Annotated in this window: 20 protein-coding genes and 1 pseudogene; 3 read left to right on the forward strand and 18 right to left on the reverse strand. The window is 39.3% G+C overall.

From position 1 onward, the window contains the following. Nucleotides 1-365, reverse strand: a pseudogene (locus AC6BYQ_RS21490) (phenylalanine--tRNA ligase subunit alpha); the annotation flags it as partial. A gap of 157 nt (nt 366-522) precedes the next feature. Here AC6BYQ_RS21490 and AC6BYQ_RS21495 point away from each other — a divergent pair. Next, nucleotides 523-1,524 (forward strand): hypothetical protein, encoded by a 1,002-nt coding sequence (locus tag AC6BYQ_RS21495; protein ID WP_498057520.1) that lies wholly within the window; start codon nt 523-525, stop codon nt 1,522-1,524. Nucleotides 1,525-1,530: 6 nt separating this feature from the next. Here AC6BYQ_RS21495 and AC6BYQ_RS21500 read toward each other — a convergent pair whose 3' ends face one another. From AC6BYQ_RS21500 to rpmI, 4 genes are all read right to left on the reverse strand, one after another. Then, the gene (locus AC6BYQ_RS21500) at nt 1,531-2,034 is read right to left on the reverse strand and encodes a GNAT family N-acetyltransferase (RefSeq protein WP_000803552.1); all 504 of its coding nucleotides are present in this window, start codon (nt 2,032-2,034) and stop codon (nt 1,531-1,533) included. A gap of 58 nt (nt 2,035-2,092) precedes the next feature. Then, nucleotides 2,093-2,653, reverse strand: a complete 561-nt coding sequence (gene ybiA / locus AC6BYQ_RS21505) for a riboflavin biosynthesis intermediates N-glycosidase (RefSeq protein WP_000972395.1) — start codon at nt 2,651-2,653, stop codon at nt 2,093-2,095. Between the two features lie 87 nt (nt 2,654-2,740). Next, nucleotides 2,741-3,100, reverse strand: coding sequence for a 50S ribosomal protein L20 (gene rplT, locus AC6BYQ_RS21510; protein WP_000124858.1), 360 nt, complete (start codon nt 3,098-3,100; stop codon nt 2,741-2,743). A gap of 11 nt (nt 3,101-3,111) precedes the next feature. Beyond that, on the reverse strand, nt 3,112-3,306 hold the full coding sequence (rpmI, locus tag AC6BYQ_RS21515) for a 50S ribosomal protein L35 (protein WP_001096359.1): 195 nt from the start codon (nt 3,304-3,306) through the stop codon (nt 3,112-3,114). Between the two features lie 248 nt (nt 3,307-3,554). On the opposite strand from rpmI, the gene nreB reads away from it, so the two are divergent. Beyond that, on the forward strand, nt 3,555-4,805 hold the full coding sequence (nreB, locus tag AC6BYQ_RS21520; protein ID WP_001169053.1) for a nickel resistance MFS transporter NreB: 1,251 nt from the start codon (nt 3,555-3,557) through the stop codon (nt 4,803-4,805). A gap of 40 nt (nt 4,806-4,845) precedes the next feature. On the opposite strand, the gene AC6BYQ_RS21525 is transcribed toward nreB, so the two are convergent. The 4 genes from AC6BYQ_RS21525 to thrS form a co-directional block, all read right to left on the reverse strand. Then, complete coding sequence (locus tag AC6BYQ_RS21525; RefSeq protein WP_000954160.1) at nt 4,846-5,274, reverse strand: YqaA family protein; 429 nt, start codon at nt 5,272-5,274, stop codon at nt 4,846-4,848. Between the two features lie 52 nt (nt 5,275-5,326). Further along, complete coding sequence (locus tag AC6BYQ_RS21530; RefSeq protein ID WP_498057521.1) at nt 5,327-5,947, reverse strand: glutathione S-transferase N-terminal domain-containing protein; 621 nt, start codon at nt 5,945-5,947, stop codon at nt 5,327-5,329. Nucleotides 5,948-6,152: 205 nt separating this feature from the next. Beyond that, nucleotides 6,153-6,704, reverse strand: a complete 552-nt coding sequence (infC, locus tag AC6BYQ_RS21535) for a translation initiation factor IF-3 (RefSeq protein WP_012297364.1) — start codon at nt 6,702-6,704, stop codon at nt 6,153-6,155. A 5-nt stretch (nt 6,705-6,709) separates the two neighbouring features. Continuing rightward, the gene (gene thrS / locus AC6BYQ_RS21540) at nt 6,710-8,632 is read right to left on the reverse strand and encodes a threonine--tRNA ligase (protein WP_001121792.1); all 1,923 of its coding nucleotides are present in this window, start codon (nt 8,630-8,632) and stop codon (nt 6,710-6,712) included. A gap of 413 nt (nt 8,633-9,045) precedes the next feature. Between thrS and AC6BYQ_RS21545 the strand changes: the two genes are divergently transcribed. Next, nucleotides 9,046-10,674 (forward strand): acyl-CoA synthetase, encoded by a 1,629-nt coding sequence (locus AC6BYQ_RS21545; RefSeq protein ID WP_000253060.1) that lies wholly within the window; start codon nt 9,046-9,048, stop codon nt 10,672-10,674. Between the two features lie 60 nt (nt 10,675-10,734). Here AC6BYQ_RS21545 and yjgA read toward each other — a convergent pair whose 3' ends face one another. The 9 genes from yjgA to mazG form a co-directional block, all read right to left on the reverse strand. Further along, complete coding sequence (gene yjgA / locus AC6BYQ_RS21550; RefSeq protein ID WP_000124014.1) at nt 10,735-11,271, reverse strand: ribosome biogenesis factor YjgA; 537 nt, start codon at nt 11,269-11,271, stop codon at nt 10,735-10,737. A 2-nt stretch (nt 11,272-11,273) separates the two neighbouring features. Continuing rightward, nucleotides 11,274-11,543 (reverse strand): HPr family phosphocarrier protein, encoded by a 270-nt coding sequence (locus tag AC6BYQ_RS21555; RefSeq protein ID WP_000567533.1) that lies wholly within the window; start codon nt 11,541-11,543, stop codon nt 11,274-11,276. Continuing rightward, nucleotides 11,540-12,391 carry an RNase adapter RapZ gene (gene rapZ, locus AC6BYQ_RS21560; protein WP_000821671.1) on the reverse strand — a complete coding sequence of 284 codons (852 nt, stop codon included), beginning with the start codon at nt 12,389-12,391 and terminating at the stop codon, nt 11,540-11,542. Before rapZ ends, AC6BYQ_RS21555 begins: the two co-directional genes overlap by 4 nt. Nucleotides 12,392-12,413: 22 nt before the next feature. Then, the gene (gene panC / locus AC6BYQ_RS21565; RefSeq protein WP_000846362.1) at nt 12,414-13,262 is read right to left on the reverse strand and encodes a pantoate--beta-alanine ligase; all 849 of its coding nucleotides are present in this window, start codon (nt 13,260-13,262) and stop codon (nt 12,414-12,416) included. Between the two features lie 3 nt (nt 13,263-13,265). Beyond that, nucleotides 13,266-14,075, reverse strand: a complete 810-nt coding sequence (gene panB, locus AC6BYQ_RS21570; RefSeq protein ID WP_000624763.1) for a 3-methyl-2-oxobutanoate hydroxymethyltransferase — start codon at nt 14,073-14,075, stop codon at nt 13,266-13,268. 45 nt (nt 14,076-14,120) lie between these two features. Continuing rightward, nucleotides 14,121-14,603: a 2-amino-4-hydroxy-6-hydroxymethyldihydropteridine diphosphokinase gene (folK, locus tag AC6BYQ_RS21575; RefSeq protein WP_000219213.1), complete on the reverse strand. Its 483-nt coding sequence runs from the start codon at nt 14,601-14,603 to the stop codon at nt 14,121-14,123. Next, the gene (gene pcnB, locus AC6BYQ_RS21580) at nt 14,600-16,063 is read right to left on the reverse strand and encodes a polynucleotide adenylyltransferase PcnB (RefSeq protein WP_001194201.1); all 1,464 of its coding nucleotides are present in this window, start codon (nt 16,061-16,063) and stop codon (nt 14,600-14,602) included. Before pcnB ends, folK begins: the two co-directional genes overlap by 4 nt. Before the next feature lie 124 nt (nt 16,064-16,187). Continuing rightward, complete coding sequence (locus tag AC6BYQ_RS21585) at nt 16,188-16,598, reverse strand: ComEA family DNA-binding protein (RefSeq protein WP_031986007.1); 411 nt, start codon at nt 16,596-16,598, stop codon at nt 16,188-16,190. Beyond that, nucleotides 16,567-17,373, reverse strand: a complete 807-nt coding sequence (gene mazG / locus AC6BYQ_RS21590) for a nucleoside triphosphate pyrophosphohydrolase (RefSeq protein ID WP_000359490.1) — start codon at nt 17,371-17,373, stop codon at nt 16,567-16,569. Before mazG ends, AC6BYQ_RS21585 begins: the two co-directional genes overlap by 32 nt. Nucleotides 17,374-17,381: the final 8 nt, after the last annotated feature.

Raw genomic sequence — 17,381 nt, forward strand, 5'->3', positions numbered from 1 at the left:
GCTTTAGTAAAGAACTGGCAAATACGTTCTTGCACTTGAGTAACAGGATGAACTGTACCAATGCGCTGTCCACGGCCTGGCAAAGTAATATCAATGGTTTCACTTGCTAATTTTTGCGCCAGTGCAGCTTGTTGTAATGCTGTTTGACGTTCAGTTAAAGCGTTATTAATTGTTTCTCGAACAGCATGAATCGCAGCACCTTGTACTTTACGTTCTTCAGGGTCCATTTTCCCTAATGCTTTCGATTGTTCTGCAAGCTGGCTTTTTTTCCCTGTAAATTGCACACGCACCTGATCAAGTGCAACAAGGTCTTGAGCTGCTGCAATGGCAGCAAGCGCTTCTGTGGTCAGGGCTTCCAGTGACATAGTAACTCTCAAAGCAACAAATTTAAAAATATAATAAAACACTGCATTCTAACAGTTTTTCACCGTATTGATGAAGTTTATCCATCATGAAAAATGTATTAGGCAACAAAAAGATAAAACGTATAAAATAATAGCATCGTCAATGAGATCAATTATTATGGCGCTTAATCAGATTTGGAAACAACAACTTACACTTGTGACCTATGGTAACGAATACCTACGTCAGAATTTAAGTTTTAGCCAATGGCGACAACATCATATTTTTGACCAGCATAGTTTTCAATTTCGTGACTTAATTTCACAACATTTACTTGCTCAACATTTCCAAGTTTGGTTAGAAGCACTCAAAAAACAAGGGACGACTCAAATCTCTCTTCACCTATCCACTATTTTAAATGAAGAGCAAAACCCGAATAGTAATGTCGAACTTTTACCTTATGCTCATTTTATTGTAAGTCATCAAAACAATAAGAAAATCGCATGGATTTTTGGACATGAGCTTGCCGAATGGTACAGCAGCGATAACGAGTTTGAGCCGCCTCTGACTCAACACAGCGATTTACGCTTAGAGACTTTCTGGCGTTTTGAATTGAATGAAAAATTATCTAAGAAAGTTGAAGTTGACTTAAAAGCACCTCAATGGGACGAAATTTCAGACTTTATGGAAACTGAGTTATTTCGAAGTAAGTATGCAGCAGGTTTTGAAGAACCAGAATTTCAGAAAAAATATTTTGATGGGTCAACACATCAAATTTCGGTAGAGCATCAACCAACTCTTGCTCTTATTCCTGAAAGCTACCCAGCAGATTGTGCACATCAACTCCTCTACCGCACTCAGGCTTTATCAGATTATTTAGAGCAGAAAAAACGCACCGCAAATGATCCTTTAGGGGAAGACTTAGACCAAGAACAAATTATTAACTTAAGAAACTTTACCCACAAAACTGACGACCTATTTGCAAAACTTATTGTGAAAGCAGCAAATCATTATCAAACAGCTCAATTAAAACCTGTTGAAAAACCTTCTCCTTTTGATGCAACGAATGAGTCCGCAGCTCATTTAAAAGTACCTCATCACAAAGCTGGAGGAACAGGGGTAATCAAGCTTATTGTTCTGACAATAATTATTTGTGCTTTAGCCTATTATTTTGGTCTTTAATCAAGATTAAAGTTGCCATTCATAAAATAGTTCTATTATTCCAAGGCCGAACTCTGGTAGTTCGGCTTCACCAGTTAATTTGGCTCCCATTTTTTCATAGAAGAAGCGACTTGGATTTTTATTAAAAACCTCTAAACGAATAAAAGCATAACCTTGATTTAAAGCGCATTGATAGAACTTTTGGAATAACGCACGCCCTACTCCTTTTCTTTGAATTTCTCCTAATAAATAAAAAGCACGAATTTCAGCAATATTATTTTCCGGATTTAAATAACCATCGAGAAAGCCTTTCACTACTCCATTTTCAGTATAGATAAATAACTTATGATCAGGACTTCTACTTATCTCTTTCCATAACTGTTGTTTATCTAGTACGTTAAGCTTATTCAATATTTCTTGCTTAATCATACCTGTATAGGTTTCTTTCCAACTCTGTACATGTACTTCTGCAATAGACAATGCATCCTTAAATGATGCTATACGAATATCTGTGTCATTTAATGGTTTCAATTCACTTCCCTCATGTCACTACTTTTTAGAGTGAAGCATTAATTCGTCTCGTACTAACCTACTCAGTTAAAAGTAACTCTCGAACATGTATTAAAGCAAAACCCAACAAATTTAGTCCTTGCCATAGAGATGGATCTTGAATGTGTGGATGGTCTTGCGCCATACCAACACCCCAAATTTTATCGACTGGAGATGCTTCAACCAAAATACGGTCTTTCGTTGCTAATAAGAATTTTTTTAACTCAGGATGCTGCGAGAATTTAGCAAAATTCGCCTGCACCACTATGTCAAAACGTTTTTCTCGCCATATCTGTTCATCATAATTACGTACTTTACGGCCTAATTGCTTCGCTTCATTCGGATGTTTAACCTGCAAAATCTGTGCAAAAATTTCTTTATCATTAAATAATTTTGCTTTTTGCGCCATCATATAGTGCTCAGCAGTAAAGTATTCAATACCTTCTACATTAAATTGCGCAGGAAACCACTGACTAAAACAGCTTTTATCAATAAGATTAGCTCTCTTAGGAATATGTCCCCAGAAATATAAATATTTGAACTGGTGACCTTGCTGTATTTTTTGAATTAAGTCATTTAGAAATTTTTCGTCTATCATCATTTATCTCTGATTATTTTCTTTTTTAAAATAGAACCACTAAAAATAAAAAAGACCGCTAAAAAGCGGTCTTTTTTTGAATCTCTAAGCTTATGCAGCTAATGCGCCTTTAGCTTTTTCAGCTAAAGCAGCAAATGCTACTGCATCATGCATAGCGATGTCAGCTAATACGCGACGGTCGATGATCACTTGAGCTTTTTTCAAGCCATCGATCATACGGCTGTAAGACAAACCGTTTTGACGAGCACCAGCGTTGATACGCGCAATCCATAGAGCACGGAATTGACGTTTCTTCTGACGACGGTCACGGTAAGCGTATTGACCAGCTTTGATTACCGCTTGGAACGCTACGCGGTAAACGCGTGAACGAGCACCGTAGTAACCTTTAGCGCGAGCAAGAATTTTTTTGTGACGGCGATGAGCCACTACACCACGTTTTACACGAGCCATTTATAATCTCCTTAGATGTATGGGCACATACGACGAACTGAAGCAACGTCACTTACGTGAACCATTACACAGCCGCGCAATTGACGGATACGCTTAGCAGATTTTTTGGTCAAAATGTGGCGCTTGAATGCTTGTTTGCGCTTAAAACCGTTTGCAGTCGCTTTGAAGCGTTTAGCTGCACCACGGCGAGTTTTTAACTTAGCCATAGTAACCTCTTTTGGGCACCTGTTCGGCACGATTGCACCATTGCAAAATCGACCTGCAGGTAAGGAAGCGCGTATTTTATAGTATGCTGACTAAAATTAAAACTATTCCTAGAATTTTTTTAAATTAACCTCTTTAGAAATGAGAAAAACCTATCTCTTTTTTAGATGAATATAATCGGCAATAATTTCAGCATCGCTGCTTATTTACCCCTATAATATGGGCAAATTATCAACATACGATATTTCAAATGCAGAAACATGATGCATTCGCTGCCCTGCGCTATAGAGATTTCTCAATTGTCACCATTAATCAATTTTGCTTAACATTAGCAATTTTGATTCAAGAAATTATTGTTGCCTATTCACTTTATCAAATTACCAAAGACCCTCTAACTTTAGGTTTAATTGGACTAGCAGAAGCCATTCCATTTATTGCCCTATCGCTTTGGGGTGGTTATTTTGCTGATAAATTTAATAAACAGATCATCATGAAAATCTGTTTATTTTTCTCAGTACCTCTTCCTTTAGTTTTATGGTTACTGTTCCATCTGCATGGTTTAGGTCATATCAGCGTAAATTTCCTTTCTTGGGGTATTTATGCAGTCATTTTTGGCTTAGGTACCATACGCGGGTTTTATAATCCCTCTGCTACATCATTGAAACCATTCTTAATTCCACGTGAGCTTTATGCCAATGGCGCAACATGGACAACTATTGGTTGGCAAAGTGGCGTGATTATTGGGCCTATGCTCGGTGGGTTTATGCTTGCTTATTTAGGCAAAGAAACCAGTCTTTTTAGTGTTGCAGCCCTACTCAGCATCTGTTTTATTCTGATTAATTTATTACAAAAACGAAGCTTTCCTAAAATTGAAACTACCAATGTATTAGAAAGTTTAGGTGATGGTTTCCGCTTTATTTGGAAAACCAAAATCGTTCTCTGGGCTATTTCTTTAGACTTAGCCTCCGTTTTATTTGGAGGTGTGATTGCCTTACTGCCGATCTTTGCTGAAGATATTTTAAAAGTAGGGCCAGAAGGCTTAGGTTATTTGCGTGCAGCGCCGTCTATTGGCGCACTCATTACCATGATTGCTTTGACCCGTTTTCCGCCAACTCAGCATGCATGGCGTAATATGCTACTTGCAGTTGCAGGGTTTGGTGTATTTACAATCCTTTTCGCTTTCTCAAAAAATATGTGGTTATCCCTATTTGCTCTGGCGATGACGGGCGCTTGCGACAGTATTTCGGTGGTAGTTAGACAAACCATTTTGCAAATATTCCCACCAGAAAATATGCGTGGTCGCGTAGCGGCTGTAAATGGAATGTTTGTCTCATCAAGTAATGAGCTGGGTGCATTTGAATCAGGCTTGGCTGCCAAATATTTGGGAACTATTGCAGCGACTATTTTTGGTGGTTGTATGACTCTTGCAGTGGTGACATTCTGTTGGCTAAAAACCAATGATCTTTTTAAAGTCGATATTACTAAAAGCTCAGAAGATTAGTTAAATCATTTTAATAAAAGCATCTTCGGATGCTTTTATTTTAAATAAAACCTGTAATTACCCAATAAATGAAAATATAACGCCCAGCTTTAGCAATAAGGGCCATAAATAAAAAACGCCAAAAATTTTCTTTGAATAAGCCAGCAACCAAAGTAATAGGGTCACCAATCACAGGTGTCCAACTTAAAAGCAGCGAATAAAAGCCATATTTATGATAAAAGCGTTGGGCTTGTTCTAAACGTTTTTCAGAAACCGGAAACCATTTTTTATGTTTAAACTCTTCTATTTTTAAACCTAACCACCAGTTTATACATGAGCCCAATACATTTCCGAAAGTAGCAATCAAAATGAGAAGAAAAGCTGAATGCTCACCTTTTAATAGTAAAGTAGCGAGTACAGCTTCTGATTGTAGCGGTAATAAGGTAGCCGCCCCAAATGCACTCAGAAAAAGTAAAAAGTAACTTAGCATGTTAAATTAGACCAAATCACCTTTCACCTTATTCATTACCCTACCAATAAACTTAGATGACTTTAATTGATAATGCTTTTTGTACTGCAGGGCGTGCTGTTAAGCGAACAATGTATTCTTGTACATACGGATAATCCTCTAATTGGATCCCCTGCCATTCATAACGCAAAATCCAAGGTAGAATTGCCATATCAGCAATTGAGTATTCCCCTGCAACAAACTTCTGACCAATGAGCTGTTTATTCAACACACCATATAAACGCTTAGTCTCATTTTCATAGCGGTCTATAGCATAGGGAATTTTCTCTGGTGCAAAGCGATTAAAATGATGATTTTGTCCCAACATAGGACCTAAGCCACCCATTTGCCACATAAGCCATTGTTCCACTTCAACTCGCTCTTGCTCGTCTGTCGGGTAGAACAATCCAGTTTTTCGCCCTAAATACTGTAAGATCGCGCCTGATTCAAATACTGAAATTGGCTCACCACGTGGACCATCTTGGTCAACAATGGCAGGAATTTTATTATTCGGAGAAATTTTCAGAAAGTCTGGTTGAAATTGATCATTTTCTAAAATATTAATTGGGTAAAGGGTGTAATCCAGTCCCATTTCTTCTAAGGCAATTGTGATTTTATGTCCATTGGGTGTGCCCCAATAATATAGATCAATCATTCTATTTTCCTATTCATCGTTATCATGACTGCGTCTTGCGTTATATCATGTTTTGGGTAATACAATGATATTTCCAACACCAAAAAACACATAAAATTTGAGAATAACTTTGGATTAAAACGATATTAAACGTCAGTTTAAGAAAATAGAGCTAAAAGATGAGAGGTATAAAAAAGCACTGCTTTTGCAGTGCTTTTTTTGAGTGTTACTTTTTCTTTTTCGGTCCAAGTAACATACCCATTTGTCGACCTTCCATTTTCGGTGCTTGCTCTACAACCCCTAACTCAGCTACGTCTGCTTCAATTTTTTGCAATTGAGCTAAACCAAGTTGTTGGTGAGCCATTTCACGACCACGGAAACGTAAGGTGATCTTAACTTTGTTGCCTTCTTCAAGGAACTTCAGAATAGCACGAAGCTTAACTTGATAATCACCTACATCAGTTGCTGGGCGTAGCTTGATTTCCTTCACTTGCACTTGATGCTGTTTTTTCTTGGCATCTTTTTGCTTCTGTTTCAGGTCAAACAAGTGCTTGTTGTAATCCATGATTTTACAAACAGGCGGCTCAGCGTTTGCGACAATCTCAACAAGGTCAAGATCTGCATCCTCAGCAGCACGCAGTGCTTCATTTAATGAAACAATTCCTTTTTGCTCACCATCAGCACCGACAAGGCGTACTTCTTTTGCACGGATCTCATCGTTAATTGCTGGACGGTTACTCTTTGCACCTTGTTGTTGGTTACGGTCAGGCTGTTTAATCTTTCTTACTCCACAATATACCGGCCACGTTCGGCGACGGCAGATTTCACTAAGTCAATGAAAGCATCCACTGACATAGTACCTAAATTTTTTCCTGAGCGAGTACGTACATTCACTGTACCTTCTTCAACTTCTCGATCACCAAGAACTAACAGGTAAGGAATGCGCTCTAGAGTACGCTCACGAATCTTAAATCCGATTTTTTCATTTCTCAAGTCAGAAATAGCACGAAGACCATTTTCCTTGAGTTTTGCCACAACTTGCTCACTTGCTTCAGCTTGAGAATCAGTGATATTCATGACACATGCTTGTACAGGTGATAGCCAAGGCGGCATAAAACCAGCGTAGTGTTCAATTAGTATACCAATAAAACGCTCAAAACTACCAAGAATTGCACGGTGCAACATGACAGGTTGATCACGCTCGTTTTCTTCAGTTACATAAGAAGCATCTAAACGAACTGGCAAGTTGAAGTCACACTGAATGGTACCACATTGCCATACACGACCAAGACAGTCTTTTAAAGAGAACTCAATCTTTGGACCATAGAATGCGCCTTCACCCGGCTGCAATTCCCATTCAAGACCAGCTGCATCTAAAGCATCTGCCAAAGATTTTTCAGCTAAATCCCAAAGTGCATCATCCCCTACACGCTTTTCTGGGCGAGTAGATAATTTCATTTGAACTTCTTCAAAGCCAAAGTCTTTATAAACATCTAAAGTGAGTTTAATAAAGTCTGCAACTTCTTTACCGATCTGTTCTTTAGTACAGAAGATATGCGCATCATCTTGAGTAAAACCACGAACACGCATAATACCGTGTAAAGAACCAGATGGCTCATTACGGTGACAAGAACCAAACTCAGCTAAACGAATTGGTAAATCACGGTAAGACTTTAATCCTTGGTTAAACACTTGAACGTGACAAGGACAGTTCATTGGTTTTACAGCATAGTTACGACTTTCAGAATGAGTCGTAAACATGTTTTCTGCATAGTTTGCCGCATGACCAGATTTTTCCCAAAGCGTAAAATCTACGATTTGCGGAGTTTTGATTTCTTGGTAACCATTGTCTTGCTGAACTTTACGCATGTACTGTTCTAGTACTTGATAAATAGTCCAGCCATTTGCATGCCAGAACACCATACCCGGTGCTTCTTCTTGCATATGGAACAAGTCTAATGCTTTACCAATTTTACGGTGATCACGCTTTTCAGCTTCTTCAATACGCTTGATATAAGCTGCTAACTGTTTTTTATCAGCCCAAGCAGTACCATAGATACGTTGAAGCTGTTCATTCTTCGCATCACCACGCCAGTAAGCACCAGAGATTTTAGTAAGCTTGAATGATTTTAAGAATTTTGTGTTCGGTACGTGCGGACCACGGCACATATCTACATATTCTTGGTGGTAGTACAAGCCCATTGCTTTTTCTTCAGGCATGTCTTCCACAAGACGTAATTTATATTCTTCGCCGCGGTCAGTGAATACTTTGATGACTTCATCACGCGGTGTCATTTTTTTGATAACGTCATAATCTTGATCGATGAGCTTTTTCATACGCTCTTCAATCGCTGCCATATCATCTAGTGTGAAAGGACGTGGCATCCAGATATCGTAATAGAAACCTTCTTCGATGACCGGACCAATCACCATTTTTGCTTCAGGGAAAAGCTGTTTTACTGCGTGCCCTACAAGGTGTGCACAAGAGTGGCGAATGATCTCAAGACCTTCTTCATCTTTTGGAGTGATAATTTGTAAGGTCGAGTCTTCGGTAATTAAGTCACATGCATCAACTAAGCGATCATTTACTCGTCCAGCAACGGTATTTTTTGCTAAACCAGGCCCAATACTTTGAGCGACTTCCATAACAGATACAGGGTGATCAAAACTCTTTTGATCGCCATTTGGCAATGTGATAATTGGCATAAAAAAAAATCCTTAAGGAGTGATGCCCTATACGAAGGAGCATTTCACCGCGAGATTATGATCGAGGCAAGCCTCAAAATATAAAAACGGTGTAAATCAAAATTAAAAAACCTGAAAGATTTTACACTTGTTCAAGCCAAGTGAAAACCTTTGTACTCATAAAATCATAAATACATTTTGCTTATACGGTAAACAGCAATAAATGACTTTAATAAGGACCTAGCTAAATTTTCAGAAATACATAAATAGGATAATTATTCATCAGAACTGATTTAAGATGTTGAAAATAGCATTTCTGCTCATTTTCTGACTGAGAGGTATTTCTCTTTAAGACTAAAGCATTAATGCTTTGATTACTATTAAGCCATATTTTCAAAGAATGAATTAAAAAATAGAACATGGAGTTGTTTCACATGGTTAGTGCCTATAACGAATTACCACGTACACCCGCAAACTTTGTTGCATTATCCCCTCTGCGCTATTTAGAGCGCGCAGCTTATATCTATCCAGACCAAGCTTCTATTATTCATGGCAACCGTCAGATTTCATGGAAACAAACTTATCAGCGCTGCCGTCAATTTGCATCTCAGCTTCAACAATTAGGCATAGTTAAAAATGATACGGTTTCAGTTTTACTGCCAAATGTACCAGCAATGATTGAAGCACATTTTGCTGTACCAATGGCGGGTGCTGTTCTTAATACCCTAAATACCCGTTTAGACGCTAAAACCATCGCTTTTATGCTAGAGCATGCTGAAACTAAAGTACTTTTAGTTGACCCCGAGTTTGTTAATTTAGCAAGAGAAGCTTTATCACTTATTCCTAACCAACATATTATTGTGATTGATGTTGCGGATGAAGAGTATAAAGGCGAAAACCAATTCCTTGGTTCTTTCGAATATGAGGAATGGTTAGCTCAAGGCGATGCCAATTTTGAATGGCAATTACCTGAAGATGAGTGGGATGCAATTAGTTTAAATTATACCTCTGGAACCACTGGAAATCCTAAAGGAGTGGTTTATCACCACCGAGGTGCTTATTTAAATGCAGCAAGCAATATTTTAGCCTGCGGCATGAAACCCCGAGCCGTTTATTTATGGACGCTTCCTCTTTTTCACTGTAATGGTTGGTGCTTTGCATGGAGTATTGCAGCCAGTGGCGGAACCAATATTTGCCTACGTAAAGTTGACCCAGAACTGGTGATGCAGCTTATTGCCAAACATAAAGTTGATTACTTCTGTGGCGCTCCAATCGTCCTATCTATGATTATTAATCTGCCTAAGGAAAAGCAGCCAAGCATAGAACATCATGTTGAAGTTATGGTGGCAGGTGCTGCTCCACCTGTCGCTGTCATTGAAGGTATGCGAAACATTGGGATTAATGTCAACCATGTGTATGGTTTAACCGAAACCTATGGACCATCTGCGCTTTGTGCTTCTCAAGCGGGATGGAGCGACCTCTCCATTACCGAGCAAGCGCAACTACACTCTCGTCAGGGTGTACCTTATCCTTTACAAGATAGTATGCGGGTGTTAGATCCTGAAACGATGCAGCCAGTTCCAAATGACGGTGAAACCATGGGAGAAATCATGTTCCGTGGCAATATTGTCATGAAAGGATATTTAAAAAATCCAAAGGCAACGGAAGAAGCCTTTGCAGGTGGCTGGTTCCACACTGGAGACTTAGCTGTTTGCCACCCAGATGGTTATGCAAAAATTACTGACCGCTCTAAAGATATTATTATTTCAGGTGGAGAAAATATTTCATCTTTAGAAGTCGAAGACGTTTTATATAAACACCCAGCAGTTTTAACAGCCGCTGTTGTGGCAAAACCTGACGAACGTTGGCAAGAAGTACCATGCGCATTTATTGAATTAAAAACTGGGGCTAGTGTCACGCCTGAAGAAATTATTGAGCACTGTCAAAAAGAACTTGCGCGCTTTAAAGTTCCTAAAGATGTGGTGATTACTGAAATTCCAAAAACCTCAACAGGTAAATTGCAAAAATTCATCTTGCGTGAATGGGCAAAAGAACGCGCTTAATTTGATTCCTATAAAATAAAAAAGCGGCGTTTCTAACGCCGCTTTTTATTTAAAACTGTATTAACCTTGATCTGACAATAGAGCAACCTGTTGTACATAGTTAATAAATTTCATTTTAGTTGCTTCTAGATCTGCTTCTGCAACTTGCTGGGTTTTATCACGATTAATTCTTAACACATGCTGACGTAAAGTATGTCGTTCTGATGCATTATAGATTTTGCTAAATTCATTGATTGCAGGGTCACCCTGCTCGATCATACGATCCACCCAACGCATGAGTTGAGCTTGTTTCTTCGCGCCTTGCTGAGGGGTCAAATAAGATAAAATGACTGTCTCATCTTCATTGCGCAAGAGTTTACCAACACGCTGAAACTGACGACGGCGCGCTTCGAATGAACTAATATTCTGAACTTCCAAAAGAGCATCAATTAAACGCTCATCAACAGGAAGTTTTTGAATTTGTTTGATAGAAAGTTGTGCTAACTGCTCACCTAAAGCAGCCATACGTTGAACTGCTTTTTTCTGTTCGGTTTTACTTGCACGTCCTTCTAAAGAATCAAAATCTTCTTCAGTATAACGCTTGGGACGACGTGCCACGATTAATCTGCCTCATAAAATTTTGCGGCGAATAACGCCTGTACTTCATTTAATGCCTGTTCTTCGTCAGTGCCATCAATGACTAAACGTAAAGTAGTCCCTTTACCTGCACCTAACATCAGTAACGACATAATATTCTTTGCATCTACTAAATGATCGCCCTTACCAATTTGAATTGACGAACGAAACTTTGTAGTGACCTCTATCAGTTTTCCTGATGCACGTGCATGTAAACCGAGTTTATTAATTACATCAACAGTTGTGTCTATCATGACCAGTGCTTCATTTCTCTGTGTAAGACCTGAACAGACCATTCTGCCTCAAGTGCTTGTTTTAGTCTATCTACCATATAAACTGAACGATGCTGGCCGCCTGTGCAACCTATTGAAATCGTCATATAGTGACGATGCCCTTCAGCAAATGCCGGCAGCCATTTTTTTAAGAAGTGGAGAATGTCCTCAAACATTTCATTTGCTTGTGGACTTGCTTCTAAAAATTGTTTAACTGGCTCGTCTAAACCAGAAAAGCGGCGTAATTCTAAATCCCAATGCGGATTTGGTAAATGCCGTACGTCAAAAACATAGTCGGCATCTAAAGGAATGCCATGTTTATAACCAAATGACTGCAATATAACAATCAGATTATCTGATTGTCCTAATTTTGATAGCAAGATATGTTTTAAATCGTGAACACTTTTATCTGTGGTATCAATGTGAACAGTGGCACGAAACTGAATTGGAATCAGCAACTGCTTTTCTTCATGAATACACTGTAAAAGGCTTTTGAAACGATTTGCTAACGGATGTGGACGACGTGAAGCACTAAATCGTGCAATCAAATCTTGATCTTGTGTCGTCAGATAAATCACATCAACCGTACCATGTTTTTGTAATTGCTCAAAAACATGATCGAACTCTTGCATATCTGCCCGAGTACTTCGTACATCCACCCCTAAAGCAAGCTGCTCAAGATTATTTTCATGATCTAGCTTTGCCACGATCTCAGGCAGCAATGCCAAAGGTAAATTATCAATACAGTAGTAGCCCAAATCTTCTAATACTTGAAGAGCTGAAGATTTTCCTGAACCAGACTGTCCTGTCACGATAAGTATACGCTTCATGGCATGGCTGTCCTTTTATATATTATTGAGGTGTAAAGGCAACTTGTAGATTATCAATTAAACGCGTTCCACCTAATTTCGCCGCGACAAACAACACAATATCACGATCAAATTGAGAAGCAGCTAACAAATTAGGTTGGCGAGCCTCCACATAATCCACAACAAAACCATTGTCTGTCAACAGTGTTTTCAAATCTGCCAAGACTTGTTGTAAATCTTTACCTTGGTGTAATTGCTCTTCGGCTTGTTTTAAACCTTGATAAATGACTGGTGCAACCTGACGCTGTTCAGGAGTCAAATAACCATTTCTTGAACTCAGTGCCAAACCATCTTCTGCACGAACAATTGGTACGCCAATAACTTCTAACGGAATATTCAAATCCTGTACAAATTGGCGAATCACTGCTAATTGCTGGTAGTCTTTTTGACCAAAGAAAGCATAATTCGGTTGCACAATATTAAAGAGTTTGGTGACAACCAGTGCTACGCCATCGAAGTGCCCGGGACGTGAGCTTCCACATAAATCATCAGTAATTTGACTGACGCTAATGTTAGTTAAGCGAGGTTGTGTACCGTACATTTGCTCAACTGATGGTGCAAAAATAATGTCACAGCCAACATCTGCAAGCAAACGACTATCCTGCTCTAACGTACGCGGATAATTATCAAAATCTTCACCCGGACCAAACTGTGTTGGGTTCACGAAGATACTCACAACCACAACATCACATAACTTTTTCGCTTCACGAACAAGAGTGAGGTGGCCTTCATGTAGATTTCCCATCGTTGGGACAAAACCAATGATTTTACGTGCAGCTCTAGCAGGATTTAAAGAAGCAGCTAAGCCTTGTATAGTGGTTTCTGTTTTCATGAATTACAGCTCAACTTGGAAAGTGTGTTCTTTAGCTGGGAACGACTGATCTTGTACAGCAGCATGAAAAGCTTTAAAAGCATCTAAAATCGCTGTTTCACCAGATTGTTCTTTCATAAAGTTACGTACAAAACGCGCAACTCGACCAAACGTTAGACCTAACATGTCTTGTACAACCAATACCTGACCATCAGTCGCATTACCTGCCCCAATACCGATCACAGGAGTATTTGGGAACAATTCTGCAATTTCTTGACCTAATTGTGCCGGAACGCATTCGAGTAATAAAACTGCCGCACCCGCTTCAACCACCGCTGTACAATCGGCAATAAGCTGATCGGCTGCTTCACGCGTTCTAGCTTGTAACTTGTAGCCACCAAATACATGTACAGACTGCGGGGTTAAACCTAAATGTACACATACAGGCACACCATTACGTGTTAACACTTGGACAGTTTCACTTAGCCATGCACCACCTTCGATTTTGATCATTTGGGCACCAGCTTGCATAACTGTTTTCGCATTCTGCAAAGCATCGTTTAAAGTGGCATAACTCATAAATGGTAAGTCAGTCATAATTAAAGCATGCTGATTACCGCGACGGACTGCCGCTGTATGATAGGCCATGTCTTCAACAGTTACAGGTAAAGTTGAGTCACGCCCCTGAATTGCCATTCCAAGAGAATCACCAATTAAGATCGTATCAATTTCAGCAAGTTCCATTGCTTTTGCCATACTTGCATCGTAACAAGTTAGGCAAGAGAACTTACGTCCTTCGGCTTTAAATTTTCTTAAGTCACTTAGACTAATCATGATGGTATCCTCTACAGGAGTTTGCAGAACGTAATAAGTCCGGCTTTAAGCCCAAGACTCATCAGCAAGTACAGTCAGCGTTGGCTGCTGTATGAGTTCTAAATTTTTAAGTGGCTGATCATTAATATGTAGATCAGCATCTAAATCTAATAAAGGAATCACAACAAAATCTCGTTGTAATATTCCTACATGCGGCACCGTTAAGCGCTCATTTTGTATTTTTTCATTGCCATAAATCAGTAGATCAAGATCTAAAGTTCGCTCCCCCCAATGACGGAGTCTCACCCGCCCAGCTTCCTGCTCAAAACGCTGTAACTGGTCAAGTAAGTCAAGCGGAAGTAACTCGGTTTTTAGCTGAGCGACTGCGTTTAGATAATTCGGCTGATCTTGGGGACCCATAGGGGGACTTTGGTAAAGTTTAGATACTTTCACTTCACCAAGAGATTTAAGTTTGGCTATCGCTTCAGACAGAATCTGGCGTGAGTCACCTAGGTTACTTCCTAAGCCAATATATGTGGTTACTGTCATTGTGTCGGCCCAAAAATAACTTGGCTCAAATCACGTTGTACCCGCTTGCGCTTTAAAATTGGATGATCACTCATCACATTCGTTTGTGCTGCGGAAGATTTTTCAATAAAACGGTCAATAGACTGCTCTTGTCGTGCACGCTCTTTTTTACCACGACGGCTTCGAGGCTCTGGAACATCAACCAAAGGCTCAATTTCCGTATCAACTTTATTGCTTTCAACAGGCTCAGCAGCAACCTTACGACGACTTTTCGCCTTCTGACGATTATATTGGCTAATCGCAGCTTCTTTTTCGTCGTTTGACATTTCTTGGTAAGCTTCCCACCAGCTTCCCATTCCCTGTGTTGTGTCATCACCTGACTTTTCACGAAGTAATAAGAAGTCAAACCCAGCGCGGAAACGAGCATGGCTTGCCAATGCTTCAATTTGCTGTGGTTTTGGATTAAGCAAACGGGTTTGCATTTCCCAAACTTCACGAATAAAAGTTTCGGCAAAACGAGGAATAACTGTGCGTGTTGCTTGACGTTTTAAAACATCCAAACCTGCTTGAGCACGTGCTTCGGCCGGAACAACGCCTTTTGATAAATAAAAATCACAACGCTCTAAAAATGGCTGCCACAATAAAACCGCATAGAAAAATGCCGGATTAATCGTTTTACCCACCTGAATACGTTGATCAGTATTTTTTGCTGCACGTTGAATAAATGGAGTGAGATCCGGACGAATATCTGCAAAAAGCTGTTTCCACACACCAAAGTCAATCAACATTGGTAACACGCGTGCCAAATGCCCCATTGTGAAAAGCTTTTGAGACTCATCGTATAAACGGTGTGGTGAAACATCCCGAAGTAATTGCGTCATCTCAACATCAAAAATGTCGAGAATTGCCGGATCAATTTTAAAGTTGAGCTTAGCTGCAAAACGTAATGTCCGGAGCATACGCACCGGATCTTCTTCAAAACGTTGCACAGGATCGCCCAATAAACGTAAAGTCTTACTTTTGACATCATCAATTGCTTTACAGAAATCGAGCACAATACCCTTACGCGGCTGATAGTACAGAGTATTGATAGAAAAATCGCGTCGAGCAAAGTCCTGTTCGATGGTTCCCCAGTTGTTGTCACGTAAAATCATGCCCGAAGCACTGGTCACCGCTTTTTTAGGAGGAGCACGGAAAGTGGCAACTTCGATTAGCTCACGTCCTGAATAGACATGTGCCAATTCAAATCGACGGCCAATAATTCGGCATCGACGACCAAAAACTTCTTTAATTTGAGAAGGTGTTGCATTGGTGACTGCATCGAAATCTTTAGGATTGAGTCCTAGCATTAAATCACGGACACCACCCCCAACAATATAAGCTTCATAGCCTGCTTTAGTCAGACTATCGATCACATCTAAAATCGAAGAAGGAAGTTGGGCTGTGGACAAACCACATTTTGACGCTCGCAAGGTTTGCAAAAGACGCTGTCTCCTACGTCAGGACGTAAATAACAAGTTGTCGCTAATCATAGCTCTAACACACACAAAGGGCAATTTGATTCTCTTAGATTGCGCAGGAAATGATAATTGACGAATAGAACTTTTATAAGGCTAAACGCGATTTATTTTTTTCAAAAATAGCTGGTCCAATTCCTTTAACGTTTTTAATTTCGTCAATATTTTTAAAGCTACCGTTCTTTTGCCTGTATTCTACAATCGCTTGAGCCTTTTTCTCACCTATACCTTTTAATTGCTGAAACTCATTTACATTCGCCTGATTCAAATGAATTTGCCCTGTAGAGTCATTAAAATTTTTAGTTTGAGAAATTTTAGAACCATTAGAATGAGAAGACTTAGTGATGTTTAACTTTTGGTCATATATCTGCTGTTTAGCCTTCCATTCTTGAAAGTTTTGATCAAAAGATTGAGCGTAAACCGAAGGTGAAATTACTCCCAAGCACAAAATTATTAAAACAAAATACTTATTTTTCCAAAATCTCATGCTGTATTGCATGTGGTTTTTCCCCTGATTTTAATTGTCGTTTTGCCTGATTCCACAATTCATCCATTTCGGACAAGGTCATGTCTTCCAATGTTCTTTGCTGTTTTATGGCTTGCTCTTCAATAAAAGCAAAACGACTTCTAAATTTATGTATGGTTGATAAAAGTGAACTTTCACTTGAAATGCCAAGTTTACGTCCTACATTGACTAATGAAAACAGGCAGTCTCCAAATTCATCTTGAATTTCATTACTATTTTGATTTTTAAGTGCCTGTTTAAACTCATCTAATTCTTCTTCTAATTTTGTATAAGCATCTTCTACCGTTTTAAAATCAAACCCAACTTTTGCGACATTTTTTTGAATTTCCTGCGCTTGAGATAGTGCTGGTCCATGTTTAATTTCATCTAATCTTGATTGTGGTTTGCCTTGCTTTTCTTGTTGTTTAATTTGTTTCCATAACTCACTTACTTGTTCTGGTGTTAAGTTGTTAAATTGGTCTGCTTGAAAAACGTGCGGATGACGTCGTACTAATTTTTCACTAATTGCCTCAACCACATCTTGAAAATTGAACGCCCCCTGCTCGCTAAACATTTGCGATTGAAATACCACTTGTAATAACAGATCACCCAATTCATTCCGAATTTCATTAATGTCACCTTGACGAATTGCAGCCTCGACTTCATATGCCTCTTCAATCGCATATTTAGTCAGTGACATTGGAGTTTGCTCTTGGTCCCACGGACATTTTTCACGTAGCTCTTGCATAATTTTAAGCAATTTATCCATGTAACCCT

It is taken from the genome of Serratia sp. LTN-2 (genome assembly GCF_059740205.1).

Bases quoted from the DNA above. Each gene is read 5' to 3' on its own strand.
- AC6BYQ_RS21495 (WP_498057520.1), top strand. From the start codon at position 523: ATGGCGCTTAATCAGATTTGGAAACAACAACTTACACTTGTGACCTAT.
- ybiA (WP_000972395.1), bottom strand. From the start codon at position 2,653: ATGATGATAGACGAAAAATTTCTAAATGACTTAATTCAAAAAATACAG.
- rplT (WP_000124858.1), bottom strand. From the start codon at position 3,100: ATGGCTCGTGTAAAACGTGGTGTAGTGGCTCATCGCCGTCACAAAAAA.
- rpmI (WP_001096359.1), bottom strand. From the start codon at position 3,306: ATGGCTAAGTTAAAAACTCGCCGTGGTGCAGCTAAACGCTTCAAAGCG.
- nreB (WP_001169053.1), top strand. From the start codon at position 3,555: ATGCAGAAACATGATGCATTCGCTGCCCTGCGCTATAGAGATTTCTCA.
- AC6BYQ_RS21525 (WP_000954160.1), bottom strand. From the start codon at position 5,274: ATGCTAAGTTACTTTTTACTTTTTCTGAGTGCATTTGGGGCGGCTACC.
- AC6BYQ_RS21530 (WP_498057521.1), bottom strand. From the start codon at position 5,947: ATGATTGATCTATATTATTGGGGCACACCCAATGGACATAAAATCACA.
- thrS (WP_001121792.1), bottom strand. From the start codon at position 8,632: ATGCCAATTATCACATTGCCAAATGGCGATCAAAAGAGTTTTGATCAC.
- AC6BYQ_RS21545 (WP_000253060.1), top strand. From the start codon at position 9,046: ATGGTTAGTGCCTATAACGAATTACCACGTACACCCGCAAACTTTGTT.
- AC6BYQ_RS21555 (WP_000567533.1), bottom strand. From the start codon at position 11,543: ATGATAGACACAACTGTTGATGTAATTAATAAACTCGGTTTACATGCA.
- rapZ (WP_000821671.1), bottom strand. From the start codon at position 12,391: ATGAAGCGTATACTTATCGTGACAGGACAGTCTGGTTCAGGAAAATCT.
- panC (WP_000846362.1), bottom strand. From the start codon at position 13,262: ATGAAAACAGAAACCACTATACAAGGCTTAGCTGCTTCTTTAAATCCT.
- panB (WP_000624763.1), bottom strand. From the start codon at position 14,075: ATGATTAGTCTAAGTGACTTAAGAAAATTTAAAGCCGAAGGACGTAAG.
- folK (WP_000219213.1), bottom strand. From the start codon at position 14,603: ATGACAGTAACCACATATATTGGCTTAGGAAGTAACCTAGGTGACTCA.
- AC6BYQ_RS21585 (WP_031986007.1), bottom strand. From the start codon at position 16,598: ATGCAATACAGCATGAGATTTTGGAAAAATAAGTATTTTGTTTTAATA.
- mazG (WP_000359490.1), bottom strand. From the start codon at position 17,373: ATGGATAAATTGCTTAAAATTATGCAAGAGCTACGTGAAAAATGTCCG.